Consider the following 16,746-nt stretch of genomic DNA (forward strand, 5'->3'; position numbering starts at 1 on the left):
CGACCTGGCGTCACCACTCTGAATCCGATCACTTGACGTTTCAATCAGAACCCGCAGAAGGCATGACGATGGAAGCAATTTTGAAACACATGCTGGACATCACCTGCCATCGCGACCATATGCTGCTGGATCGTTCGGTGATCGCGGCGATCCAGCAACTGGCCGGCGCCAGTCAGGTGTGGGTGTGGAGCATCGCTTCCCATCGCGGCGAGCTGTTCATGCGGCCCGCAGCGTGGACGCAGGACGACCAAGGCGCAGCAGACTGGCATCCGCCGGCTCAGCCGGAATCGCAGGAACAGCCGCTGCGCGATTTTCCGGAGCTGGCTGCCTGCGTGCAGCAGCGCAACAACCGTGCCCACCAGACCGGCTCGAATGGCGAGCACATCCTGTGGCTGCCGGTGTGGTCGAGCGATACGCCGCGCTGCTGTGTCGAAATTGTCAATCACCAGCCGTACAGCCAGCAGGCGCTGAATATGATCGACGGCATCCTCGGCGTCTATCGCAACTTCCAGAACCTGCTCGATTACAGCGAGCGCGATTCACTCACCGGGCTGTTGAACCGCAAGACCTTCGACGGCAATTTTGCCACCATGCAGTCGGCCACCGTGGTGCCCGGCACACCAACGGCGCCGCAACCGGAACGGCGCCATTACGAAGGCGACAAGGAACAATGGCTGGCGGTGGTCGACATCGACCATTTCAAGCGCGTCAACGACCAGTTCGGCCATCTGTACGGCGACGAAGTGCTGATCCTGATCGCCAATCTGCTGCAGACCTCATTCCGCTCGCAGGACCGTATCTTCCGCTTCGGCGGCGAGGAATTCGTGATCCTGCTGTGCTCTGCGACACCGGCACAGGCGCACACAGCGGTCGAGCGCTTCCGCAGCAATGTCGAAACACACTACTTTCCGCAGATCGGCCAGATCACGGTCAGCGTCGGCTACACTAATATCAAGTCCCAGCAGTCACCGGTCATGATTCTCGGCCATGCCGACCAGGCGCTGTATTACGCCAAAACCCACGGCAGAAACCAGACCTGTCACTACGACGAGCTGCTGGCACGCGGCGATGTGCAGACCGTCGTGGCCAACGACAGGGTCGAATTCTTTTAAGCCGCCCGCCACCAGCCGGTGTTGCGCGATACGCATAGGCTGGCGCCGGCCCGCAGTTAGCCCCCTCTCGAAGCAGAGTAGCGGGTCAGCGCGTTACGGATTTGATCGGGTCGATGGCGCCCTAATGGCGTCGCCGATCGGCGTCGACTCCTCGGTCTCGCCGCGATTCCTGACGCGGTCGATCGCCTTGTTGATCCGGGCCATGCTGGCGGGCACAGCTGCGACCGCCCAAATCGATCAGTATCGACCACTTGCTCTGGCAACACTGATATTTATTGGGAGTATGCTAATGATTGCGATTAAATTAAAGTGGATATGACATTGTACCTAGCCAGTATATAAAAAATGCCGAGCATGGGCCGGCATTTCCCGAGCGCTCGGCCACGGCTCAGGTCCTGAACCTTTGGCAGCCACCGAAGCGGGCGGGGTATTTTTCGCGGCCGCAGGCCCGGCTCACGCCAGCTCGCCACCCACTGCAGACACCGGTTTCGCGGCTTTCGGCGCCGCCTTGGCCATGGTCAGCAACACCACGCTGACCACGATCACCGCCATCGCCACGCCTTCGCGGGCGGTGATCTCCTCGCCGCCGAGTCCGACGCCCAGCGCCACCGCGATCAGCGGATTGACGAACGCATAACTGGACGCCAGCGCCGGTGGCACTTTCGACAACACATACATATAGGCCGAGAAGCCGACCAGCGAGCCGATCGTGACCAGATAAATCCAGGCCGCGATCGCCTTGCCGTCCAGCGGCAGCTGTACCGCCTCGCCGCGCAGCAGCGACACGATCAGCAAGAACGCGCCGCCGGCCAGCATCTCGCTGGCAAAACCCATCGGACCGGGCGCCAGCTGCATCTTCTTTTGTGACAGGATCGAGCCCAGCGACCAGCAGCAGACCGCGACGAACAAAGCGATCAGCCCGACCGGCTGGCCGGCCAGACCGGCGCCGCTGGCCAGCAACAGCACGCCGCCAAAGCCGACGCCGATGCCGAGCCATTCGCGCCCGCTGGGCCAGCTGCCGAACAGGAAACCCGACCACAGCGCGAACAGCAGCGGCGACACCGCGATGAATACCGCGGTCAGGCTGGAACTGACGGTTTGTTCGGCGAACGCCACCACGCCGGTGCCGCCGCCCAGTAGCAAGATGCCGACCAGCGCGCCGTCGCGCCATTGACGCAGCGTCGGATTCGGTGCGCCGCGCAATTTCAGAAAGCCATACAACAATAGCCCCGCCGCCAGAAAGCGCGTGCCCATCTGCAGGAATGGCGGGAACGACACCAGCGCGTAACGGATCGCAAAGTAAGTCGAACCCCACACCACATACACCGTCAATAGGGCAGCGAGGACGAATTTAGGCAGGGAGCGCATGATGGTTCTTTCGGCAGGCAAGGACACAGGGAAGTAAACAGTGTATGCGCCACAAACTGTGCTTTGAATGGATAATACAAAGAAAAATCACGAATTATCATTGTGTTTAATTGAAATAACGAGGATTGACGATGAAACTTGAACTGGACGCGATGGACGCCAGGATCCTGGAAATCCTGCAAGATGACGCGCGCAGCACGCTGGCCGAAATCGGCCGCCGGATCCATATGAGTCAGCCGGCGGTGGCCGAGCGCGTGAAGCGGATGGAGAGCGCCGGCGTGATCGCCGGCTACCATGCGCGCGTGAATCCGGCCGCGCTGGGCTACGGTATCACCGCCTTCATCCGGGTATCGAAGCGCGGTCACGACACGCCGGTTGAGGTGGTCGCGGCGCAGGTGCCGGAGATCGTCGAATGCCACTCGATCACCGGCGACGACTGCAGCATCGTCAAGGTAGTGGCGCCGTCGGTGGCCGCGCTGGAAACCGTGATCCTCGCGCTGACGCGCTGCGGCGTGACTTCGACCTCGCTGATCCTGTCGTCCAGCGTCGAGCGCAAGGCGATCAAGCCGGCGGCCTGACGTATCATCTCGCCATGGACATCCCTAAAAATCGTCGCGAGCGGCACAGGACCGGGGCGACGAACTTGCCAGATACTGCAAGTCGTACGACCGTACGACGAGCATCGCAGGCCCGATATTGGGTTGCGCCGTAGATTTATAGAGATGCCCTAATGGAACTGCGCCAACTACGCTATTTTGTCGCCATCGTCGATCACGGCTCGTTGTCGCGCGCGGCGCGCGTGCTGCACGTCGCGCAGCCGGCGCTGACGCAGCAGCTGCGGCAGCTGGAAGACGAGCTCGGCGCCCAACTGCTGCACCGTTCGGCACAAGGGGTGCTGACCAATGACGCCGGCAAGATTTTTTACGAACATGCGCAGGCGATCCTGAAGCAGCTCGGCGATGCGCGCTCGGCGGTGATCCAGTCCAGCGCCCGGCCCGGCGGCGCGGTTGCGCTCGGCATCCCGCAAAGCGTGTCCGGCGCGCTGGCGCTGCCCTTGCTGACCGCGGTACGCGCACAGTATCCCGATATCAACCTGCAACTGTCGGAGGAATTGTCCGGCAACCTGATCGAACAGCTGAAGTCTGGCCGCATCAATCTGGCGGTGCTGTTCGACGATGACCAGCTGACGCCGTTCACCACCACCCCGCTGGTGGAAGAGCAATTGATGTTCATTACGCGCAGCGATTCGCGCTTCGCCTCGAAGGCAGCGTCGATCACGCTGGCCGACGCGCTGCGCGTGCCTTTGATCCTGCCGAGCCTGCCGCATGGCGTGCGGCCGCGCATCGAGAAGCGGGTGCAGGCGAGCGGACTGGCGATCGGCCAGGTCATCGAAATCAATTCGATCGCCATCCTGAAATCGGCGATCCTGGCCGATCTCGGCGCCACCATCTTGCCGGCGGCGCCGGTGCTGGCCGAGATCGAACACGGCAGCATGCGTGCGCAAGCCATCACCGAACCCGGCATCACGCGCGAGGTGGCGTTGTGCGCATCGAAATCGATCCCGCTGACCACGGCGGCGGCGGCGGTCGAGCGGCTGGTACTGGAAGTCACGCAGGACTTGTGCGGCAGCGGGCGCTGGCTCGGTGCACGGGATTTGACGCAAGGGATTTGACACAAGGGATTTGGCACAAGGGATTTGGCACATTTAAGGCTGTGATAGACTGCCGCCATGACGCGCGTGCTCCGAACCCTGATGCTATGGTGCTTGCTGCTGGCCCTGCCGCTGCAAGGGGTTGCGGCCGCCACCATGATGCCTTGCGCGGAGACACACGGTCACACGGCAGCCACCGCCATGGGTGCGCTACCGGATGCAAGCCCTGATCATCACCACCAGCAACAGGATATTGCTGCGGCGCATGATGACGGACAGGCCAGCCACGATCACTCTTCCGCGCCAGATCATCAATCCGACGCGAAATGCAGCCATTGCTCGGTCTGTTGCGTCGGTGCCGCGTTGCTGCCCCCCACTTTGAATGTATCTCCCGTCTTCCACAGCCTGACCCTGCAGCTCGCCTCGGCCGCGTTGCTGTTCAGCGGCACCAGTCCCGACCGGCTCGAACGCCCTCCCCGTCTTATCCTCGTTTAATTCGTTGCAATGAATAGGTTGGCGTCGGCATAGGTTTGCCGCTTCAACCTATGTCATGTGAATACTCGCGCGTGCCATTTCGTGCGTCGAGTTAATTAACTACGAGGAAATCATGCGTTTAGCAAGCTCGATGGCATTGGTCGTCTTGGCGACCCTATCGACAACAGTTGTCGCCGCCGAAAATCATCAGCCCCTCGATCCGACAGACCCTGCGGCCATCGTCCCCGTCGTGCCATACGAATCCGCGTTTGTTGGCCATAAAACCTTACGCGAAAGCAGTGAATCGCCGGCAAAAGTATGGCGCGATGCTAACGATGAGATGGGGCGCATTGGTGGCCACGCCGGTCAAATCAAGGACGCGGCCGATCAAGCGACGCCCGATGCACCGGCGAGTATGCCGATGCCGGACAAATCGACGCAACAGACAAAAGGGTCCGACGGACATCAGCGCAAGTCTGGCGTGGACACCATGCCGCCAGGCCACGACATGCAAAATATGAAGAAGGAAAAATGACCATGTCCGGAACATTTAGCGTAAAGCCGATTGCAATCGGCGTGCTGGTCTTGTTCGTGGGTGGTTGCGCGACATTTTCAAAGGATGGCGGCTTCGACGACGTGTCAGCGATAACACAGGAACGTGTCGGCCAGCCAGTCGGTCGTGTGCGCGACGACAACGCCGGCGCAACCGAGGCGCGCATCAAAGAAATCCTGGCGCAACCCTTAACGCCCGATAGCGCGGTTCGGATCGCCTTGCTAAACAACCAGGGTTTGCAAGCGATGTTCGCTGAACTGGATGTGGCTGAAGCGGATCTGGTGCAAGCCGGTTGGTTGCGCAATCCGGGCTTTTCGTTTTCGCGGGTGCACACTGGCGATAACTATGAAATCAACCGCAGCATCATGTTCGATTTTGTAGGGTTACTGACGTTGCCCGTCAAAAGCAAAATCGAACGTCGCCGCTTTGAGCAAGCCAAATTGCAAACAGCGACGGAAGCAGTCCGCTTGGCGGCCGACACCAGGCGCGCCTATTTCAATGCGGTCGCCGCACAGCAGACTGTGGCATTCATGGAGCAGGTCAATATCTCGGCAGAAGCCGGTTCTGAACTCGCGCAACGCATGGCGCGGATCGGCAACTTCAGCAATCTCGATTACGAACGACAACAGATGTTTTCTGCCGACGCGACGGCGCAATTGGCGCGCTCCTTGCACAATGCGACGGCAACCCGTGAACAGTTGACCCGTTTGTTGGGACTCTGGGGGCCAGGAACCGCGTTCAAACTGCCGGATCGATTGCCTGATTTGCCCAAGTCGGCCAAAGAAATAACCGACATCGAAGCGCAGGCGATGCAGCAGAGGTTGGATGTGCAAATGGCCAAGCGCAATACTGAAGCGACTGCCACTGCCTTGGGTTTGACGCAGGCCACCCGCTTCATCAATGTGCTGGACGCGGGTTATATCAACAAGAGTCAAACCAACACGCCGCGCGAAAATGGATATGAAGTCAGTCTTGAGATCCCCCTGTTCGATTGGGGCGGCGCTCGCACCAGGAAGGCGGAATCGCTGTACATGGCGGCAGTCAACCGCACCGCCGACACTGCCATTCGCGCCCGTTCGGAAGTGAGAGAAGCGTATTCCGCCTACAGAACCGCGTATGACATATCAAGGCACTATCGCGATGAAATTGTCCCGCTGCGCAAGAAGATTTCCGACGAAATCGGCTTGCGCTACAACGGCATGCTGACCGGGGTGTTTGAACTGCTCGCTGATGCGCGCGAGCAAGCGAATAGTGTGAATGCTGCGATTGAGGCCCAACGCGATTACTGGGTGGCCGATACAGCGCTGCAATTTGCGATCAATGGCGGCGGCACCACCGACATGCGCAACAATTCCATGGCGTCCGACGCCATGTCACCACGATAACGGAAGGAGTGAACATGGTTTCTCGCAGAGGATTTTTGTCCAGTACGGCAACAGTGCTTGGTGCCGGACTGGTCTCCCGCGCCGGTGCGGCATCGATTCCGGAAGCAATGATCATCACTGACGCCAAGACGATGCCACCGCCATTGCCGCCGAATGGTCGCCCATTTAATCCGGTCGTCACATTGAACGGCTGGAGCGCGCCCTGGCGAATGAAGGATGGCTGGAAAGAGTTCCATATTGTTGCGGAGCCGGTGATCCGTGAAATGGCGCCCGGTATGAAAGCGACTTTATGGGGCTATAACGGCAGCAGCCCCGGTCCGACGATCGAAGTGGTCGAAGGCGACAAGGTACGTTTGTTTGTAACCAACAAACTGCCGGAAGCCACCACCATTCATTGGCATGGTCAGCGTCTGCCTAACGGCATGGACGGGGTTGCCGGTTTGGTGCAGACACGGATACCGATTGGCAAGACTTATGTCTATGAATTTGAAGCCAAGCGTCCCGGCACCTTCATGTACCACCCGCATGCCGACGAAATGACGCAGATGGCCATGGGCATGATGGGCTTTTGGGTGACCCATCCGAAAAATCCGGAGCAACACCGGGTCGACCGCGATTTCGTTTTTTTGCTGAACGGCTACGATATCGAGCCGGGTGCGTCCACCCCAAAAACCAGCACCATGCTGGATTTCAATTTATGGAGCTGGAACAGCCGTGTCTTCCCTGGTATCGATCCGCTGGTGTGTCGCCAAGGCGATCGGGTACGGATACGCATCGGCAACCTGTCCATGACGAGTCATCCGATCCATTTGCACGGCCATGAATTTGAAGTGACCGGCACCGACGGCGGCTGGGTACCGAAGTCGGCGCGCTGGCCGGAAGTCACGACCGACGTCGGGGTGGGGCAGATGCGGGCAATCGAATTCGACGCGACCGATTTAGGTGACTGGGCCTTCCACTGTCACAAGGCCCATCACACGATGAACGCGATGGGACATGACGTGCCCAACATGATTGGGGTCGACCATCGAAAGGTGGCCAATAAGATCATCAAGATCATCCCGGACTATATGGTCATGGGCGAACGGGGCGGCAGCGACATGAGTGAGATGGAAATGCCGATTCCGGACAATACGCTGCCGATGATGACCGGCACCGGGCCGTTCGGCCCGGTCGAGATGGGCGGCATGTTTACCACCGTCAAGATCCGGGCCGGGCTGACGCGCAATGATTACAAGGACCCCGGCTGGTACCAGCACCCCAAAGGCACGGTCGCGTACGAATTGAAATGACGCGTGCAAACCGTTGCGATTCCCGCAATACCTTTTTATTCAACTAGTTTTAACTCTCTCGAAAGGAGAACAAGCATGAAATCCCGCATCCTCGCTTCCACACTGATCCTGGCGCTGTCCTCATCCATGGCATGGTCCCATGGCGATGAAAGCCATGAAAAGAAAACCTTCGATCCGGCCACGGTCGAACAAATGGACTTCGGCAAAGCCGGCGACCCGAAAAAGATCAGCCGCACCATCAAATTTGAAATGACCGACCAGATGCGTTTTACGCCGGACCGCATCGCGGTCAAACAGGGTGAGACCGTCAAGTTCGTCGTGATTAATAATGGCAAGATCATGCATGAAATGGTGATCGGCAGCATGAAGGAACTTCAGGAACATTCAGAGCTGATGAAGAAATTTCCTGAGATGGAGCACAGCGCGCCACATATGGCACACGTCAAGCCAGGCAACACCGGGGAAATCGTCTGGACCTTCAATAAACCCGGCGAGTTCAATTTTGCGTGCTTGATGGCGGGCCATATGGAGGCCGGCATGCTGGGCACGATTACGGTCGCCGCAAAGAAACGCAAAACTGCCGGCTAGTTCGAACAGATACGCGGTCTCACCCTAGCTCGACTCCCTTCCATCCGGGCTGCCTTCCAGCGTCCGGGTCAGCCTCACCACAATTTACAGGACACGATCATGAAATCAATTTCCAAGTTTGCAACAATCAGCAGTGTCGCGCTCGCCCTCGGCTACGCCGTCGCGCCGATCGCTTCTGCCACTGATGCTTCCGCATCCGGTCAGGCGCAGGTGGCGGATGCCAAGGCCACCATGACGGATGGGGAAATCAAGAAAATCGACAAGGACGCCGGCAAGCTGACCATCAAACACGGCCCGATCAGCAATCTCGACATGCCCGGCATGACCATGGTGTTTCGGGTAGGTGACAACGCGATGCTCGACCGGGTCAAGATCGGCGACCATATTCAGTTTGTCGTCGAAAAGCTCAATGGCGCGCTGACGGTGACGCGACTGGAGCCAGCCCAGCAATAAAGACATGTTAATTTTCATATACTCCGCTGCACAGCCATGTGCATGCGCTTATCAATAAATATTAGTTTTAATATACTGGCAATAATGATGGCTGATCACAATCGACATTGTGGCAGCCACAACCCCGATCGCGTGTCGCGACCGGGGTTGCCGCCAGTGCCCGCCGCTGTGTTGGCATTGCACGGTACGGCCCATCTAACCATGCCATCATTTTTACTTATACCCCTATCCCGATAAGGTATTTGCGGCGCCCGCCGTCTGCGCCTACACTCCCGCCCATAGCGCATTCCAGCAACCGGAATTGCTGCTCAGTTGAATCCCGGGCCACCGCCCGAAGCCGCAGCTCGCAAGCCCCCGCCTTACCCGGCGTCCAATGCCAGCTGCCATCTGAAATATCATTTTGGAGCACACCATGTCCAACCCAACGCCGGCGCAATTCGTCGCGTCCTCACCTAGCGCACAGTCTGCTGCACAGACGCCGAACGATCGCCTGACCACGGTCAGCCTCGACGATAAATACACTGCCACCTCCGGCACCATCTTCCTGTCCGGCATCCAGGCGCTGGTGCGTTTGCCCTTGATGCAGCGCGAGCGCGACCTGGCTGCCGGCTTGAATACGGCCGGCTTCATTTCCGGTTATCGTGGCTCGCCGCTGGGCGGACTCGACGAAACCCTGTGGAAGGCGCAAAAACACCTGGCCGCCCATCACGTGCAGTTCGTGCCCGGCGTCAACGAGGATCTGGCCGCGACCGCGGTGTGGGGCTCGCAGCAGGTCGATCTGATCGGCGAAGCCAAATACGACGGCGTGTTCGGCATGTGGTACGGCAAGGGCCCGGGCGTCGATCGCTGCGGCGATGTGTTCAAGCACATGAATCACGCCGGCACCTCGGCCAAGGGCGGCGTGCTGCTGATCGCCGGCGACGACCACGGTGCGTATTCATCGACCCTGCCGCACCAGTCCGACCATATTTTTTCGGCCTGCATGATCCCGATGCTGTATCCGTGCAACGTGCAGGAATACATCGACCTCGGCCTGCACGCGTGGGCCATGTCGCGCTTCTCCGGCTGTGCGGTCGGCTTCAAGGCACTGGCCGATACGGTCGAATCGAGCGCCTCGATCGATGCCGATCCGCACCGTCTGCAGATCAAGATCCCCGACGACTTCGTGATGCCGGAAGGCGGCCTGAATGCGCGGCTGTCGACCGACCCGCTCGGCCTGCAGGCGCGCAAACAGGAAGCGCTGATGCAGGATTACAAGATCTACGCGGCGCTGGCCTATGCACGCGCCAACCGGCTCAACCACACCACCATCGACAGCGACCACGCCAAGCTCGGCATCGTCGCGTCCGGCAAGTCGTATCTGGACGTGCTGGAAGCGCTGGACGAACTCGGCATCGACGAGCAGATGGCGGCCGACATCGGCATCCGCCTGTTCAAGGTGGCAATGCCGTGGCCGCTGGAACCGGATGGCGTGCGCGAATTTGCGCAGGGACTGGACGAGATCCTGGTGGTCGAAGAGAAGCGCCAGATGGTCGAATACCAGCTCAAGGAGCAGCTGTACAACTGGCGCGACGACGTGCGCCCGCGCGTGATCGGCAAGTTCGACGAAAAGGGCGAATGGGTCGCGCCGCGCGGTGAATGGCTGCTGACCTCGAAGGCCGACTTCTCGGTGGCGCAGATCGCGCGCGTGATCGCCGGTCGCATCGCACGCTTAGTTACCAACACCTACACCAGCGACCTGATCAAGGCGCGCCTGGCCTTCCTCGAAGCCAAGGATGCGGTGCTGAAGAAGGCGGTCGACACGCCGTTCCGCCCGGCCTATTACTGCTCCGGCTGCCCGCACAACAGCTCGACCAAGGTACCGGCAGGCAGCTTCGCGCTGGCCGGCATCGGCTGCCATGTGATGGCGACCGCGATTTATCCTGAATACAACAAGCTTACCACCCACATGGGCGGCGAAGGTGCGCCGTGGATCGGCCAGGCTGCGTTCTCCAAGGTGCCGCACGTGTTCCAGAACCTGGGCGACGGCACCTATTTCCACTCCGGCTACCTGGCGATCCGCGCCACCGTCGCGGCCAAGGTCAACCTGACCTACAAGATCCTGTACAACGACGCGGTCGCGATGACCGGCGGCCAGCCGGTCGACGGCATCACCTCGGTGCCGATGATCGCGCAGCAGATGGCGGCCGAAGGCATCACCCGCATCGCGCTGGTGACCGAAGACCTGGCGCGCTACGCCGATCGTTCCAACCTACCAGCCGCCGTCACGCTGCACGACCGCAAGGACATGGACGCGGTGCAACGCGAGTTGCGTGAGGTAAGCGGCGTGTCGGTGCTGATCTACGACCAGACCTGCGCCGCCGAGAAGCGCCGCCGCCGCAAGAAAGGCGAATTCCCCGACCCCGCCAAGCGGCTCGTCATCAACGAGGCGGTGTGCGAAGGTTGCGGCGACTGCGGCGTGCAGTCGAACTGCACCTCGATCATGCCGCTCGAGACCGAATTCGGCCGCAAGCGCACCATCGACCAGTCCTCGTGCAACAAGGATTATTCCTGCATCAAGGGCTTCTGCCCGAGCTTCGTGACGGTCGAAGGCGGCGCGCTGAAGAAATCGAAGACCGGCGTCGGCCAGAAGAATCAAGCCGATGATTTTGGCCCGATTCCGGATCCGGTGCTGCCGGCCTGCACTGCGCCGTTCAACATCCTGATCAACGGCATCGGCGGCACCGGCGTGATCACCGTCGGCGTGCTGATGGGCATGGCCGCCCACCTCGAAGGCAAGGGCGCATCGGTGCTCGACATGACCGGCATGTCGCAGAAAAATGGCTCGGTCACCTCGCACGTGCGCATCGCGCAGACGCCGCAAGCGATCCGCGCGGCCCGCATCGCCACCGGCGAAGCGGACCTGATCCTCGGCTGCGACATGCTGACCGCCGGCGCGCAGGATGCGATCTCGAAGATGCGTCCGGGCCGCACCACGGCGGTCATCAACCTGCACCAGCAGCCAACCGGCACGTTTGCGAAGAATGCGGACTGGCAATATCCGGAACAAGAAGTCAAGGCGCTGATCAATGAATCGGTCAACCACCACGCCGACTTCATCGACGCCACCAGGCTGGCGACCGCGCTGATGGGCGATTCGATAGCGGCCAATCTGTTCATGCTCGGTTATGCGTTCCAGAAAGGCCGCATCCCGCTGTCGGAACCAGCGCTGCTGCGCGCGATCGAGTTGAACGGCGTCGGCATCGAATCGAACAAGAAGAGCTTCCTATGGGGCCGCCGCGCCGCGGTCGACCTGAAGCGGGTCGAGGCGATCGCGCTGCCGGCCAAGGCCATCGTGTTACAGATGCCGAAGAGCCTCGACAAACTGATCGAAACCCGGGTCGCCTTCCTGACCGACTACCAGAATGCGGCCTATGCCGAGCGCTATCTGGACTTGGTGCAGCAGGTCCGCAGCGCCGAGGAAGCACTGGGCCAAGGCAACAAGCTCAGCCTGGCGGTCGCGAAATACTATTTCAAGCTGATGGCCTACAAGGACGAATACGAAGTCGCGCGGCTGTATACCGACGGCCGCTTCATCGAACAGCTGAAGAGCCAGTTCGAAGGCGATTTCTCGCTGAAATTCAACCTGGCGCCGCCACTGTTCTCGAAGAAGGACGTGCACGGCCATCTGGTCAAGGCGCAGTACGGTTCGTGGATGTGGCAGGCGTTCAAGCTGCTGGCGAAGTGCAAGCAGCTGCGCGGCGGCGCGTTCGACGTGTTCGGCAAGACCGCCGAGCGCAAGATGGAACGCCAGTTGATTGTCGACTATCGCGGCATGATCGAGTCGCTGCTCGGTCAGTTGCATGCCGACAATCTCGCGATCGCGGTCGAGCTGGCCAGTCTGCCGGAACAAATTCGTGGCTACGGCCATGTGAAGGAACAGGCAGTAGCGGAGTTCCGGGTCCAGAAAGAAGGATTGCTGCGCGAGTTATCCAGCGGCAAGAAAGCCAGGCTGCACGCGGTCTAGTCCCTCCCTGGCGCCCGTCTCCCACTTGAGGGAGACGGGCGCCAGCAAGTAGGATGGGTGCAACCCATCTTGTGAACGTGGGTGATGGGTTGCACCCATCCTACCGCGCTGTAAGCATGTCCTGAACTTATCGGAGGGGACGGGGCGAGAAGCCTCAGCCAGCAACGATCTTGATGTAATCGCCGCAATCCCACTTGGCCTTTACTTGACGTATACGTCAACCTAGGCTACCGTAAGCCATTCCCGCCCCACGATTTCCGGGCACCCTGCCCGTTCAAGGACGCACCATGACCGACCTCTCTATCCTCGAAAAACTGACCGAGTACAAGCCTGCCAACAAGATCCGCTTCGTCACTGCCGCCTCGCTGTTCGACGGCCACGATGCGTCGATCAACATCATGCGCCGCATCCTGCAGGCCAACGGTGCGGAGGTGATCCACCTTGGCCACAACCGTTCGGTCGATGAAATCGTCACCGCCGCCTTGCAGGAAGATGTGCAGGGCATTGCGATTTCAAGTTATCAGGGCGGTCACGTCGAGTATTTCAAGTACATGATCGACCTGCTCAAAGAACGCGGCGGCGCGCATATCAAGGTGTTCGGCGGCGGCGGCGGCGTGATCGTGGCGGAAGAAATTGCCGACTTGCATGCGTACGGCGTGACCCGCATTTTCAGCCCGGAAGACGGCCAGCGCATGGGCCTGGTCGGCATGATCCTGTCGATGATCCAGATGTGCGACACCGATCTGTCGGCGTACGCGCCGAAAAAACTCGATGGTTTGCAACAAGGCGATGTCGCCAGCAAGCAGCGACCGCTGGCGCAACTGATCACCGCGCTGGAAAACGACAAGGTATCGGCTACGCTGAAGACCGCGCTGCATAAGGCGGCGCAGGACATCAGGACACCGACGCTGGGCATCACCGGCACCGGCGGCGCCGGCAAGTCGTCGCTGACCGACGAGCTGATCCGTCGCATCCGGCTGGACCAGGACGACGCACTGAACATCGCGATCATCTCGATCGATCCGTCGCGCCGCAAATCGGGCGGTGCGCTGCTGGGTGACCGCATCCGCATGAACGCGATCAATCCGTGGCGCGGCCAGATCCGCGTCTTCATGCGCTCGCTGGCCACGCGCGAAGCCGGTTCCGAGATTTCGCAGGCGCTGCCAGATGTGATCGCGGCCTGCAAGGTCGCCGGTTTTGACCTGGTGATCATCGAGACCTCGGGCATCGGCCAGGGCGACGCCGCGATCGTGCCGCACGTCGATGTCAGCATGTACGTGATGACGCCGGAATTCGGCGCCGCGTCGCAGCTCGAGAAGATCGACATGCTGGACTTCGCCGATTTCATCGCGATCAACAAGTTCGACCGCAAGGGCTCGCTCGACGCACTGCGCGACGTCGCCAAACAATACCAGCGCAACCGCGAACTGTGGAGCAAGCGCCCGGAAGAAATGCCAGTGTATGGTACCCAGGCATCGCGTTTCAATGATGACGGTGTCACCTCGCTGTATCAGGGCCTGTTGCCCAAGCTGGTCGAATTCGGCCTGAAAACCGGCCCCGGCAAACTGGCACCGATCACGCTGCGCTATTCCAGCGGCAAGAACGTGATCGTGCCGCCGGCCCGCAGCCGCTACCTGGCCGAAATCGCCGACACCGTGCGCAATTATCACAAGTTCAGCGCCAAGCAGGTGCGGTTGGCACGTGAACGGCAGCAGCTGCAGGAATCGAAACGGATGCTGACGGACTCCTCCCCCTTCAAGGGGGAGGCTGGGAGGGGGATGGGTTTGGCTGCGGCAGGAACCACCCATCCCCCCTTGCAGGGCGCGTCTGCGCTTGCAAGCGCAGACCGTTCCGCTGGCGAACAGCATGCTGCTCGAAATCCCTGCTCCACCCCTAACCCTCCCCTTGAAGGGGAGGGAACATACCGCCAGCTAGATACGCTCATCGCCGAGCGCGACGCCGCGCTCGACGCCGGTTCCAAGAAACTGCTGGCCATGTGGCCCGACATGCAAAGCGCCTATGCCGGCGACGAATATGTGGTCAAGATCCGCGACAAGGAAATCCGCACCAACCTGATTTACCACACGCTGTCCGGCACCAAGATCCGCAAGGTTGCGCTGCCCAAGTACGCCGATCACGGCGAAATCCTGCGCTGGCTGATGCTGGAAAACGTGCCGGGCTCGTTTCCCTTCACCGCTGGCGTGTTCGCGTTCAAGCGTGAGGGCGAGGACCCGACCCGCATGTTCGCCGGCGAAGGCGACCCGTTCCGTACCAACCGCCGCTTCAAGCTGGTGTCGGAAGGGATGGATGCGAAACGCCTGTCGACTGCCTTCGATTCGGTCACGCTGTATGGCGCCGACCCGGCGCTGCGCCCCGACATCTACGGCAAGGTCGGCAATTCTGGCGTGTCGATTGCGACGCTGGACGACATGAAGGTGCTGTACGACGGCTTCAATCTGTGCAGCCCGAGCACCTCGGTCTCGATGACGATCAACGGCCCGGCACCGACCATCCTGGCGATGTTCATGAACGCCGCGATCGATCAACAGCTCGACAAGTTCCGAGCCGACAACAAGCGCGAGCCGACCGACGACGAAGCCGCGAAGATCAAGGCGTGGGTGCTGCAGAACGTGCGCGGCACGGTGCAGGCCGACATCCTGAAGGAGGATCAGGGCCAGAACACCTGCATCTTCTCGACCGAATTCAGCCTGAAAGTGATGGGCGATATCCAGGAATACTTCGTGCATCACCAAGTCCGCAATTTCTACTCGGTCTCGATCTCCGGCTATCACATCGCCGAAGCCGGCGCCAACCCGATCTCGCAACTCGCGTTCACGCTGTCGAACGGCTTCACCTTCGTCGAAGCCTACCTGGCGCGCGGCATGCACATCGACGATTTTTCGCCGAACCTGTCGTTCTTCTTCTCCAACGGCATGGACCCCGAATACACGGTCATGGGTCGGGTCGCGCGCCGCTTGTGGGCGGTCGCGATGCGCGACAAATACGGCGCCAACGACCGCAGCCAGAAGCTGAAATACCATATCCAGACCAGCGGCCGCTCGCTGCACGCGCAAGAAATCGACTTCAACGATATCCGCACCACGCTGCAGGCGCTGATCGCGATCTACGACAACTGCAACAGCCTGCATACCAATGCCTACGATGAAGCGATCACCACCCCGACCGATGAATCGGTGCGGCGCGCGCTGGCAATTCAACTGATCATCAACCGCGAATGGGGTCTGGCGAAGAACGAAAATCCGAGCCAGGGCTCGTTCATCATCGAGGAATTGACCGACCTGGTGGAAGAAGCGGTGCTGCAGGAATTCGAACGCATCGCCGAGCGCGGCGGTGTGCTGGGCGCGATGGAAACCGGCTACCAGCGCGGCAAGATCCAGGAAGAATCGATGCTGTACGAACACCAGAAGCACGACGGCACCCTGCCCATCATCGGCGTCAACACCTTCCGCAATCCGAAGTCGACCGGCACCGCGATCAAGGTCGAACTGGCGCGCTCCACCGATGAAGAAAAACAGTCGCAGTTGAAGCGCCTGGCCGAATTCCAAAGTCGCAATGCCGACCGGGCGCCGCAGATGCTGGCGGCATTACAGCAGGCGGTGATCGACGATCAAAACGTGTTCGAGCGGCTGATGGACGCCGTGCGGGTCTGTTCGCTGGGGCAGATTACCGATGCGCTGTTCGCCGTGGGCGGTCAGTACCGGCGCAACATGTAGTGCTGGTGACCGGGGCCGCGTGATGCGGCTTCGACACCAGTGCTGAGAGAGATTTTAAGCCTGACGCAGCAATCGTAGGATGGGTGCAACCCATCATGCCGGCCAGATCAACATGATGGGTTGCACCCAT

The 16,746-nt window shown here is 60.5% G+C and carries 12 protein-coding genes; 11 read left to right on the plus strand and 1 reads right to left on the minus strand.

Features of this window, described 5'->3' with window-relative positions; genetic code table 11:
- Positions 1-62: 62 nt before the first annotated feature.
- A complete protein-coding gene (locus ACFOFO_RS10515; protein ID WP_390331513.1) occupies positions 63-1,112 on the plus strand; it encodes a GGDEF domain-containing protein in 1,050 nt (349 codons plus the stop codon).
- A gap of 453 nt (positions 1,113-1,565) precedes the next feature.
- On the opposite strand, the gene yedA is transcribed toward ACFOFO_RS10515, so the two are convergent.
- Complete coding sequence (gene yedA / locus ACFOFO_RS10520) at positions 1,566-2,480, minus strand: drug/metabolite exporter YedA (RefSeq protein ID WP_390327680.1); 915 nt, start codon at positions 2,478-2,480, stop codon at positions 1,566-1,568.
- 131 nt (positions 2,481-2,611) lie between these two features.
- Between yedA and ACFOFO_RS10525 the strand changes: the two genes are divergently transcribed.
- The 10 genes from ACFOFO_RS10525 (at position 2,612) to ACFOFO_RS10570 (ending at position 16,616) form a co-directional block, all read left to right on the plus strand.
- Positions 2,612-3,058 (plus strand): Lrp/AsnC family transcriptional regulator, encoded by a 447-nt coding sequence (locus tag ACFOFO_RS10525; protein WP_390327682.1) that lies wholly within the window; start codon positions 2,612-2,614, stop codon positions 3,056-3,058.
- A 152-nt stretch (positions 3,059-3,210) separates the two neighbouring features.
- A complete protein-coding gene (locus ACFOFO_RS10530; protein ID WP_390327684.1) occupies positions 3,211-4,152 on the plus strand; it encodes a LysR substrate-binding domain-containing protein in 942 nt (313 codons plus the stop codon).
- Positions 4,153-4,209: 57 nt separating this feature from the next.
- Positions 4,210-4,626, plus strand: a complete 417-nt coding sequence (locus ACFOFO_RS10535) for a hypothetical protein (RefSeq protein WP_390331514.1) — start codon at positions 4,210-4,212, stop codon at positions 4,624-4,626.
- Positions 4,627-4,738: 112 nt separating this feature from the next.
- Positions 4,739-5,140, plus strand: coding sequence for a hypothetical protein (locus tag ACFOFO_RS10540; protein ID WP_390327688.1), 402 nt, complete (start codon positions 4,739-4,741; stop codon positions 5,138-5,140).
- Between the two features lie 2 nt (positions 5,141-5,142).
- The gene (locus ACFOFO_RS10545) at positions 5,143-6,543 is read left to right on the plus strand and encodes a TolC family protein (protein ID WP_390331515.1); all 1,401 of its coding nucleotides are present in this window, start codon (positions 5,143-5,145) and stop codon (positions 6,541-6,543) included.
- Positions 6,544-6,557: 14 nt separating this feature from the next.
- A complete protein-coding gene (locus ACFOFO_RS10550; protein WP_390331516.1) occupies positions 6,558-7,835 on the plus strand; it encodes a multicopper oxidase family protein in 1,278 nt (425 codons plus the stop codon).
- 75 nt (positions 7,836-7,910) lie between these two features.
- Positions 7,911-8,423, plus strand: coding sequence for a cupredoxin domain-containing protein (locus tag ACFOFO_RS10555; RefSeq protein ID WP_390327696.1), 513 nt, complete (start codon positions 7,911-7,913; stop codon positions 8,421-8,423).
- A gap of 99 nt (positions 8,424-8,522) precedes the next feature.
- Positions 8,523-8,876: a copper-binding protein gene (locus ACFOFO_RS10560; RefSeq protein ID WP_390327698.1), complete on the plus strand. Its 354-nt coding sequence runs from the start codon at positions 8,523-8,525 to the stop codon at positions 8,874-8,876.
- Between the two features lie 412 nt (positions 8,877-9,288).
- The gene (locus ACFOFO_RS10565) at positions 9,289-12,882 is read left to right on the plus strand and encodes an indolepyruvate ferredoxin oxidoreductase family protein (protein WP_390327700.1); all 3,594 of its coding nucleotides are present in this window, start codon (positions 9,289-9,291) and stop codon (positions 12,880-12,882) included.
- A gap of 287 nt (positions 12,883-13,169) precedes the next feature.
- On the plus strand, positions 13,170-16,616 hold the full coding sequence (locus ACFOFO_RS10570) for a methylmalonyl-CoA mutase family protein (RefSeq protein WP_390327702.1): 3,447 nt from the start codon (positions 13,170-13,172) through the stop codon (positions 16,614-16,616).
- The last annotated feature ends 130 nt before the right edge of the window (positions 16,617-16,746 follow it).

The sequence above is a fragment of the Pseudundibacterium arcticum genome, assembly GCF_042646465.1.
Taxonomy (GTDB): domain Bacteria; phylum Pseudomonadota; class Gammaproteobacteria; order Burkholderiales; family Burkholderiaceae_D; genus Undibacterium_A; species Undibacterium_A arcticum.